The following is an 8,573-nucleotide window of genomic DNA, read 5'->3' as shown; positions in this document are numbered from 1 at the left end:
AGGCCCGAAGGTCCCCCTCTTTCCCCCGTAGGGCGTATGCGGTATTAGCAGTCGTTTCCAACTGTTATCCCCCTCGACTGGGCAGATCCCTAGGCATTACTCACCCGTCCGCCGCTCGCCACCTCAGAAGTAAACTCCCTTGTGCTGCCGCTCGACTTGCATGTGTTAGGCCTGCCGCCAGCGTTCAATCTGAGCCATGATCAAACTCTTCAATTAAAGTTTTTTTGTTTCCGAAGAAACGGCTCAATGAATTCTGATTTTTTGTTTCAGCTTAAAAACCAAAACAAACTGTACATATTGCTATGAACACTCATTATTACATTGATTTAATTCTTTGACTGCCAACCCTAAGGCTAAGCAGTTTCGATTAACTCAACACCTGTGAGTGTCCACACAGATTTCTTGTTTTATCTTGTTAAAGAGCAACTCAACCTCGTAAGAGAGGGTGAGTACCACACTGAGCGCCGAACGCTTCCAGTTGGCTAGGGCTGCGTATTTTACGCATTTCCCGTTTCGCGTCAAGGAGTTTTTGCAAACTTTCTTTTCGCTCATCAATCAGTAAACTCATCGATGAACTGTCACATCAGGCTGCTTAGCGCCGTCTGCCGTGTCAGTGGATGCGCATTATAGGGAGATTGAGAAAGTCCGCAAGGGCTTTTTATTGGAAACTTGCGATTTGTGATTCAGACGCTTACTTATCAAACAATACGAATAAAAAAGGGGCTAAATAGCCCCTTTATCATCTTAAATCCCCCACATCAGTGACTCGCTATCACTTAGCAGATCAGTAAATCCTGCTTATTATGGGCTGAAGAAACGTGATTCTTGCTCAACTTCGATTTCTTCACCATCTATATGGGTTTTCACTTTTATCTCAATGTTTGTCACTGAGCGACTAAGCTCTACCGGATCAACCCCAACACTGATTGGCAATGTTAGAACTTCGCCACCTGCAATGGTCACTGAAGTAGGGCCATACCACTTATAGTTGTTTAGGCCTTCGACACTCATAGTGTATTCATGGGCTTCTTCAGTTTTATTAAGAATCTTCAAGGTAAAGGTATTTTCAATCATCCCTTGATTGTTTTCTCTATATAGCTGGTTACGATCACGAATAATATCCATCCGAACTGGCGCTATCGTCGCGCTGGCATAGATGAAGACCAATATCATAGCGACCAATACCACACCGTATCCTACTAGTTTGGGGCGGAGTACTTTCTCTTTAACATCTTCGAGTTTATTTTCTGTGGTGTAACTGATAAGGCCTAATGGATATCCCATACGCTCCATGGTTTGGTCACAGGCATCGATACAAGCGCCGCAGTTGATACATTCATACTGCAAACCGTTACGAATATCGATTCCGGTCGGGCATACCTGAACACAGAGATCACAATCAATACAATCACCTAAGCCCATTTCTTTCGGGTCGGCTTTGCGGGAACGTGGGCCCCGAGTCTCACCACGCTTAGTGTCATAGCCCACAATATAGGTGTTTTTATCGAACATTGCCGCTTGGAAACGAGCATAGGGGCACATATGGATGCACATAATTTCACGCATCCATCCCGCATTACCGTAAGTGGCAAGGGTAAAGAACACCACCCAGAAGTAGATACCGCCAGAGGCATTAAGCGTAAAGACGTCAATATAGACTTCTCGACTTGGCACAAAATACGACACAAAGGTCATTGCCGTGAGGAGTGAGAGCAAAATCCATGCTGTATGCTTTGCCGCTTTTCGCCAAATTTTATCGAAGCTCCAGGGCATTTGATCTAACTTAATGCGTTTATTGCGGGCACCTTCGAGTTTTTCCTCGAACCAAATGAACATAAAGGTCCATACTGTTTGGGGGCATGTGTAACCACACCAAACACGGCCAAGATAGGTTGTCACAAAAAATAGGGCAAAAGCAGCTATCATAAAGAGTGCTGCGAGTAAGGTGAGATCTTGCGGCCAGATAGTTAAACCAAAAACGTGAAACTTCTGTTCACCTAAATTAAACCATACGGCTTGTCGGTTTCCCCATGGGATCCAAGGCAGTATAAGAAAGAACAACATTGCGACCCACCCCATGCGGCGGCGTAAAGTGCTCCACAATCCGTCGATGGCTCGAACATAAATCCGGTTACGAGGGTTAAAGCGATCGGCTTTACTCGCATCGGGTTGGTGAATCTTAATTCGATTGGTTTTCGAATAGTCCTTGTTATTAGATTCTGCGTTCATCGTGACAGCCTTTTACTGCTTTAATATTGGACGAAAACTGGCTTATTATACCCATATAACTAATGGTTATTCACTTATGTTGGACTAAAAGATGAAAGGTTGGATCATATTAGCGCTACTTTGTGGTGCATTATATTACTTATATACAGAAACAGACAAACTAGATGCACCTATAGCCAAGACTGAAGAGGTAATCAAAAAAGTAGAGAACAAGCTCGACTCTATGACGGGCACTAACATTATTAAAATTGATCAAAAATTAGCAAAGGCCAGAAAAGATATCCTTGAGCGCCTATCCGCCCCTGAACTTGAAGAATTTAACAAACTTCCGTTAACGCCAGACGCCATAGCTGACTTTAAAGAAACCTATTGCGGCGCTAAATCACCGGAACACCCAGTTTTCAGCCGAGACAATCGACTTTACATTTGCGATAACCTCTAATCACTTTCCTCGGGGTAAAAGGGAATTTTGCCATATAACACTAAGCTTTGTGCTTAGGTGATTGACCTTATATATGATTCCACCTAGCCTTTGAGGCCCGACAGACATAGGCCGAGTACCATGACCCAACAAGTATCAGATATTTTTGATCCCACTTTATGGGATGAAGTCAGTGGATTTAATTTTGACGACATCACCTACCACAGAGCCAAAGCCCACGGCACAGTGCGTATTGCCATCAATCGCCCCGAATGCCTTAACGCCTTCAGGCCCAAAACCGTCGATGAGCTTTACATTGCACTCGACCATGCACGCCAATGGTCCGATGTAGGTTGTGTATTACTCACAGGCAATGGCCCCTCGGCTAAAGGTCAATATTCCTTTTCCTCCGGTGGCGATCAACGTATCCGCGGCAAAGACGGCTATAAATACGAAGGTGCCGAAGAAGGTAAAGCCGATCTCGCCAGAATGGGACGCCTACACATATTAGAAGTACAACGTCTGATCCGCTTTATGCCTAAAGTCGTCATCGCCGTAGTCCCTGGCTGGGCCGTTGGCGGCGGCCATAGTCTGCATGTCGTATGCGATTTGACCTTAGCCTCGAAAGAACACGCCATATTTAAACAGACCGATCCTGATGTCGCCAGTTTCGACTCAGGTTATGGCAGCGCATATTTAGCCAAGATGATCGGCCAAAAACGTGCCCGCGAAATATTCTTCTGTGGTTTTAACTACAGCGCCGATGAAGCCTTTGCCATGGGAATGGTCAATAAATCCGTTCCCCATGCAGAGCTAGAAACCGAGGCATTAATGTGGGCCAAAGAGATTAACTCTAAATCACCTACGGCCATGCGTATGCTTAAATACGGCTTTAACATGACCGACGACGGTATGGTCGGTCAGCAATTATTCGCCGGTGAAGCGACGCGTTTAGCCTATGCCAGCGCCGAAGCACAGGAAGGTCGCGATGCCTTCCTCGAAAAACGCGATCAAGATTTTTCAGCCTTCCCTTGGCATTACTAGTTTTAGAATCGTATTAATTTACGTTTAAATGCCCAAAGCCCTCCAGAGTGAGGGCTTTATGTTTTTTACAACGGATAAATAGATAAAAGCGTTTAAACTAATCTGAAAACACCGCTTTTAATTTTAATGAGAATTGTTATCATCTAAATATTCCCGCTGGGAACCCATTTAGAGGACAAGATCATGACTAAGACACTCACTTTTGCCGTATTACACTTTAGCGTCGCTTTTACCGTAACCTATTTATTAACTGGCAGTGTGCTCGTCGGTGGCGCGGTGGCCTTAGTAGAACCCGCCATTAACACTGTGGTGTTTTACTTCCACGATAAAGTATGGAAACGCATTGAGGCAAAAAAGCAGCACGAGTTAGAAGCCATTCCAGCATAATAAGCTAAGCCAGCAGCATGCTACTTTGCAGTAAGTTAGTCGTCGTTTTTGTCATAAACTCTATATAAAAAAACCGCCAATAAAGGCGGTTGTGGGAGAGGAATAAAGTATCATACCAAGACCTTCCGTATGCCTTAGTTTTTGGTTAAAAAATCAGTATATAAAAAATAAAGTATCATACTGAAGCGAAAGCTAACTTCAAAATAGGGCTTTTTTGAGTAATAAAGTTTCACACCAAATTAAACCTCAATTGTCTTTAATTTGTTCTATCAGCCCACAAACTAACAGCTTCCATTTGATTTCTACTTCAGAAAACAGTCTGCTCAATCCTAGGGATTCTTCATCAAACACTGGAAAACCTACCAGCTCTATCCAAGACTGCATAAAGCCAAGAAACACATAAGCTATGTATGCAGCATGCTTTTGAACCTGAATAGAAAACGAGAATACACTAGCTTCTTCATCCCAATCTTCGATTTCATCCCAGTTGTGAATTAACGCATTCCGATCAGATCAGTACAGAGTGAGAACTTGCTCAAAATTGCAATGGAAAGCTACACGAGATCTCAGCATTTTAATCAACTTTCCAAGCGTAGCCAATCCAACTTCTTTTGATTTTCTAGCATAAAACTAAAGTAGTTAATTTCATTTCAGGGAAAGACTAATAGAAGCGCACTCTTCAACAATTTATCTGCAAATTGTATAAGAGCGATAACTTTACCGACCTCAATAAGTACTGAGTTTCCGTACACTTTTTTACTTTCCTAATTATATCGACAACCAAAACTGTCTAACTCTAAAAATGTCAGTGAAGGACATTTTTTCTTAAGGTCATTTATATAGCTTTCTAATGCAGAAATAACATGCACTACCGTATCAGTCGTTGCCCCTTGAAAGCACAGTTTAACGGCTTTATCTACATCGGGCTTTCGAAGTATACGTTCAAACACATCGCCAATATCCATGGCGTTAATTAATATTTTTAACGTATGTTCTAAAATAATAATGATGCAATGGTGAAATGTCAGTGTTTGAGTTGAAACAAGCTTGTTCACTGCTCTAATTGCCCTTTTATCTCCAGAACAAAACCCTGGTTCCGCTGATTCAATCGCGCACCCAATTAGAGTCAATTCCCCTTCGTCTAAATTAGGTTCATCTATTGAATTTATAATCTGTAGCGTAGACGCCCGCATAATCCGGGCTGGTTGCACCATACTCAAAAACTGTCGAACTTGCTCTAAGCTCGATGCAGAAGTAAAAATCTTATTAGCCCGATCGGGATTATTTACACCGACAACGTACGGTAGGCTTTCAAGTACGTGTATATTATGACCAAGCATAGTAACTATATCATACAAAGAAAGCAGCAGCTCATATTCCGCAAGTTTGATAACTACGTCATTATCGACATATAAAAACATTTCATTACCTTGTAACTACTGCATGCGCTCTAATAATTCAAGATCATCTTTCTTGAGTTCATATTTGTCTAAAGCACCTTGGTAGTGTTTCTTGAAAATACCTTGAGCATCTCCCTGCTCCAAAAATTTAAGAGCTTGATGAGCCAAGGGCCAATTCCGTGTTTCACGTCCATAACTCAATGTGAAGTGCCCAGGATTAACATTCATTTCCTTATTCAACTTCTGAGCATACAAAGCTAATTCAGCAGGCCTTTGCATGATCTTCATCCCTTTAATTATTTTTTGAATATCAACACCATTTCTTAAAACATCTAATGCGAATGTGTCCGCCTCAATTTCTTGCAGATCTGTTTCCTCTTTGAGCGATTCGCCGAGTGCCGACACACTCGCATCCGTAATAAGACCAGATCCATCAAGATGACCAAACCTCATGTGTCCGATTTCATGTAGCAATACAAAAAGCTGAGTTGATGGGCTCTTGTGTTTATGACTTAAAACAATTGTGTATAAATCACCATCGCGTACAATTGTTCCTGCTGGACGAGAAAATGATGTGGGAAAATTATCTAAATATAAAACAGGTATATTATTTTCCCATAGAAGCTCAACTACACTATTCAACTCAATATCTTTTAATTGCAATAATTGAATAAAAAAATGATCAAGTGCTTGTTCGACTTCGTTGTATCGAAGAACTCTAATAAATGTTTTCCCAATCGCCTGAACTAGTAAAGCAGAATCTGATAGCTTATCGTAGTCGGTCGTGGAACGTTTTTTGAACTGAAGAGAAACAGGCAAAGTGCTAAAGTTAACACCTCCGCATTGATCGAGATCCATTTGGATTCCAAGCCGATTTTTCAACAAAAGAGAAAACTGCAGAAGGCCTGTATTTGTTAGGAGTAGATCATCGCTCCACCATTCAGGCAAAACCCTTTTCAGAATGGCCTTGCTCGCACCACACTCTCTAATCTTTTTGTATATTGTTGTTTTTGAAGGAGGTTTAAACTGTTCCATCAATACTCCTCAAGTTTCAAAGCCGACTTCCATTAAGTTTACAGGAATGTGCCGTTAATAAAAGCCTACTTAACTGCTTTGCATGCGCATCAGTCCCATTCCATACAAGACTCAGAGTTTTCATCAACTGTTGGTTCGAAGCGGGATCTTTTTGCATGTAATCATATGCATTTAATTTTGCATAATTGCATAGCTCAACCAACCCCCGAGTAAGCTTAGGCCTGTCTTTATACAAGCTACGGTAAACAGTAGATTGTTCCATACCAACCAAGGAAGCAATCGCTATGGACGATGTACACCCTTCCCTCAGGAAAAAGTCTTTCAAGTCATCTTGCAAAGTCTTAATACTCATAAACACCACAAAAAATTTGCATAATCGCATAATTATGGTAGTGTTATACTGTAGATAGGTCAAATAGAAAATTACTGGTTATGAACGATCCAGATATCAGACAGTTTCTAATCTCTCGTCTTGCTAAGCGAAAAGCGTTTGTAAATGAAAATTTGCTTGAGGAAGTAGCTTTACAGAATGGTGTAATCAGGGCTGATATGGTTTATTGCGCAAACAAGTTGGAATGTTTTGAAATAAAAAGCCACAACGACTCGTTGAAGCGCCTAGTCTCACAAGGTTGGCAGTACGAGCTGTCATTCGACTTAGTCACGCTTGTGTGTGCTACAAAACACTTATCTCCCGCCCTCAATATGATTCCCGAATGGTGGGGAGTAATAGAAGTAACCAAAAGCGGCTCGTTAAGATCGCACAGAAGAGCCAAGTCAAATCCAAATGTAAGTGTTTTAGGAATGGTTGACGTACTGACTAATGATGAATCAAAACAATTTCTTACATCCATTGGTCATGGAACAGGCATAAGCAATCTATCTCACTCACAACTAAAGTCGAGAATTCAAGAGGTTGCAACTATTTCATCGTTAAGAAAATGGATTTTGAATACTTTACCAAGTCGAAAAGCAACGTGGAAACCGAGCGTTCATAGTAAATTCGCCCAAGAATTACAGTTAAGTTGCTAAGAGGGCCAGGCAATCTGCCTGGCAACTCAATACAACTTAGCCAAATGCTAACACTTGTGCAATATGGTGATGGATAAATTCTGAAACATGAAATGTTGAATTACCAGGTCCTATCATCGGTGGTTCTTCAGCTCTTAGCGCCCAGACATTATCGGCCCAAGAGAATTCTGCCCCTCTAAACTCACGTTGTAAGACAAGCAGCTTCGTCAGTTCGTATATCGCAGCCTTATCTTTACCTGGCTGGCGTAATACAACCCAATAATTATCATGCGTATATCTAATATTGATATGCTTACTTCTCATAATCTCAGATTGATTCCATTCCGAACTTAACGTCGCATAATCACTATAGCTGATAGGCTTAGAGACGTTCTCCGACAAGCTAGTGTACAACTGTTTTTCAAACCTGATTATATGTTCTACACCTTGAACATCTTGCAGCGTTTTTGGAAAGCTACCGGCAGAAACAATTACCTCTGCGACACCGGCATTTATATAAATGTCTACAATTTCAGCCAAACGCTCTGAATCAGAAACATAGCGGGAGCCTACTGTGCCAAAATCCAAAATCACTCTTAAGTTTTGATTGCCAATAAACTCACCAATATATCCTAAGTTTTCATCATGTTGCCCACGTTCTAGTACCTCCTCGAGCGAAGGAGAGCAAGCAATTCGAAAACAAGGTTTATTTTCAAAAGAAGCACGCAAGCCATCTCCTAACAAGCTCAAGCTTTCTGGGGCAATTGCAAACGGAAGTTGGGTAGATGATACGGCAACGTAAAGTTCATCTTCGACAGTTTCAATATCAACCCTGCTCATGTCCAAAATTTGCTCACCACGCCAAAGTGATACGATCCCCAAAACAGAGTCAACTAGGCCATCTTGCGGGTTTTCAACAATCCAGATAGGGCAAATTCTAGCATCCCAATCCTCCGGCGCATTCTCTAACGCCTTCACTTCTCCTTGCTTCCATCGTAAATTTGGATAATACATTCCCTTCTCCTTTACATATTTCAAATGACACATTA

General features: G+C 41.7%; 8 protein-coding genes and 1 rRNA gene. 4 read left to right on the top strand and 5 right to left on the bottom strand.

The features are described 5' to 3' along the window. Positions 1 to 216 (bottom strand): 16S ribosomal RNA (locus tag MJO46_RS12930); the annotation flags it as partial. A gap of 585 nt (positions 217 to 801) precedes the next feature. Then, on the bottom strand, positions 802 to 2,229 hold the full coding sequence (gene ccoG / locus MJO46_RS12925) for a cytochrome c oxidase accessory protein CcoG (protein ID WP_253989640.1): 1,428 nt from the start codon (positions 2,227 to 2,229) through the stop codon (positions 802 to 804). A gap of 91 nt (positions 2,230 to 2,320) precedes the next feature. On the opposite strand from ccoG, the gene MJO46_RS12920 reads away from it, so the two are divergent. The 3 genes from MJO46_RS12920 (at position 2,321) to MJO46_RS12910 (ending at position 4,081) form a co-directional block, all read left to right on the top strand. Then, positions 2,321 to 2,671 carry a hypothetical protein gene (locus MJO46_RS12920; protein ID WP_253989639.1) on the top strand — a complete coding sequence of 117 codons (351 nt, stop codon included), beginning with the start codon at positions 2,321 to 2,323 and terminating at the stop codon, positions 2,669 to 2,671. 120 nt (positions 2,672 to 2,791) lie between these two features. Next, a complete protein-coding gene (locus tag MJO46_RS12915) occupies positions 2,792 to 3,694 on the top strand; it encodes a 1,4-dihydroxy-2-naphthoyl-CoA synthase (RefSeq protein ID WP_007652282.1) in 903 nt (300 codons plus the stop codon). Positions 3,695 to 3,877: 183 nt separating this feature from the next. Beyond that, positions 3,878 to 4,081, top strand: coding sequence for a DUF2061 domain-containing protein (locus tag MJO46_RS12910; RefSeq protein ID WP_253989638.1), 204 nt, complete (start codon positions 3,878 to 3,880; stop codon positions 4,079 to 4,081). A gap of 764 nt (positions 4,082 to 4,845) precedes the next feature. Here MJO46_RS12910 and MJO46_RS12905 read toward each other — a convergent pair. Together MJO46_RS12905 and MJO46_RS12900 are read right to left on the bottom strand one after the other, a co-directional pair. After that, positions 4,846 to 5,502, bottom strand: a complete 657-nt coding sequence (locus MJO46_RS12905) for a hypothetical protein (protein ID WP_253989637.1) — start codon at positions 5,500 to 5,502, stop codon at positions 4,846 to 4,848. Positions 5,503 to 5,517: 15 nt separating this feature from the next. Beyond that, positions 5,518 to 6,516, bottom strand: a complete 999-nt coding sequence (locus tag MJO46_RS12900; RefSeq protein ID WP_253989636.1) for an ImmA/IrrE family metallo-endopeptidase — start codon at positions 6,514 to 6,516, stop codon at positions 5,518 to 5,520. A 432-nt stretch (positions 6,517 to 6,948) separates the two neighbouring features. Between MJO46_RS12900 and MJO46_RS12895 the strand changes: the two genes are divergently transcribed. Then, positions 6,949 to 7,545, top strand: a complete 597-nt coding sequence (locus MJO46_RS12895; protein WP_253989635.1) for a sce7726 family protein — start codon at positions 6,949 to 6,951, stop codon at positions 7,543 to 7,545. A gap of 36 nt (positions 7,546 to 7,581) precedes the next feature. Here MJO46_RS12895 and MJO46_RS12890 read toward each other — a convergent pair whose 3' ends face one another. Then, positions 7,582 to 8,538 (bottom strand): beta family protein, encoded by a 957-nt coding sequence (locus tag MJO46_RS12890; protein WP_253989634.1) that lies wholly within the window; start codon positions 8,536 to 8,538, stop codon positions 7,582 to 7,584. Positions 8,539 to 8,573: the final 35 nt, after the last annotated feature.

The organism is Shewanella sp. KJ2020, assembly GCF_024197625.1.
In the GTDB taxonomy this organism is placed as follows: domain Bacteria; phylum Pseudomonadota; class Gammaproteobacteria; order Enterobacterales; family Shewanellaceae; genus Shewanella.
The sequence above is the reverse complement of the archived record's forward strand: the minus strand, read 5'-3'. Positions and strand labels throughout refer to the sequence as shown.

What these genes read in the sequence shown, in the direction of transcription:
- ccoG (WP_253989640.1), bottom strand. Translation starts at nt 2,229, where the DNA reads ATGAACGCAGAATCTAATAACAAGGACTATTCGAAAACCAATCGAATT.
- MJO46_RS12920 (WP_253989639.1), top strand. Translation starts at nt 2,321, where the DNA reads ATGAAAGGTTGGATCATATTAGCGCTACTTTGTGGTGCATTATATTAC.
- MJO46_RS12915 (WP_007652282.1), top strand. Translation starts at nt 2,792, where the DNA reads ATGACCCAACAAGTATCAGATATTTTTGATCCCACTTTATGGGATGAA.
- MJO46_RS12910 (WP_253989638.1), top strand. Translation starts at nt 3,878, where the DNA reads ATGACTAAGACACTCACTTTTGCCGTATTACACTTTAGCGTCGCTTTT.
- MJO46_RS12905 (WP_253989637.1), bottom strand. Translation starts at nt 5,502, where the DNA reads ATGTTTTTATATGTCGATAATGACGTAGTTATCAAACTTGCGGAATAT.
- MJO46_RS12900 (WP_253989636.1), bottom strand. Translation starts at nt 6,516, where the DNA reads ATGGAACAGTTTAAACCTCCTTCAAAAACAACAATATACAAAAAGATT.
- MJO46_RS12895 (WP_253989635.1), top strand. Translation starts at nt 6,949, where the DNA reads ATGAACGATCCAGATATCAGACAGTTTCTAATCTCTCGTCTTGCTAAG.
- MJO46_RS12890 (WP_253989634.1), bottom strand. Translation starts at nt 8,538, where the DNA reads ATGTATTATCCAAATTTACGATGGAAGCAAGGAGAAGTGAAGGCGTTA.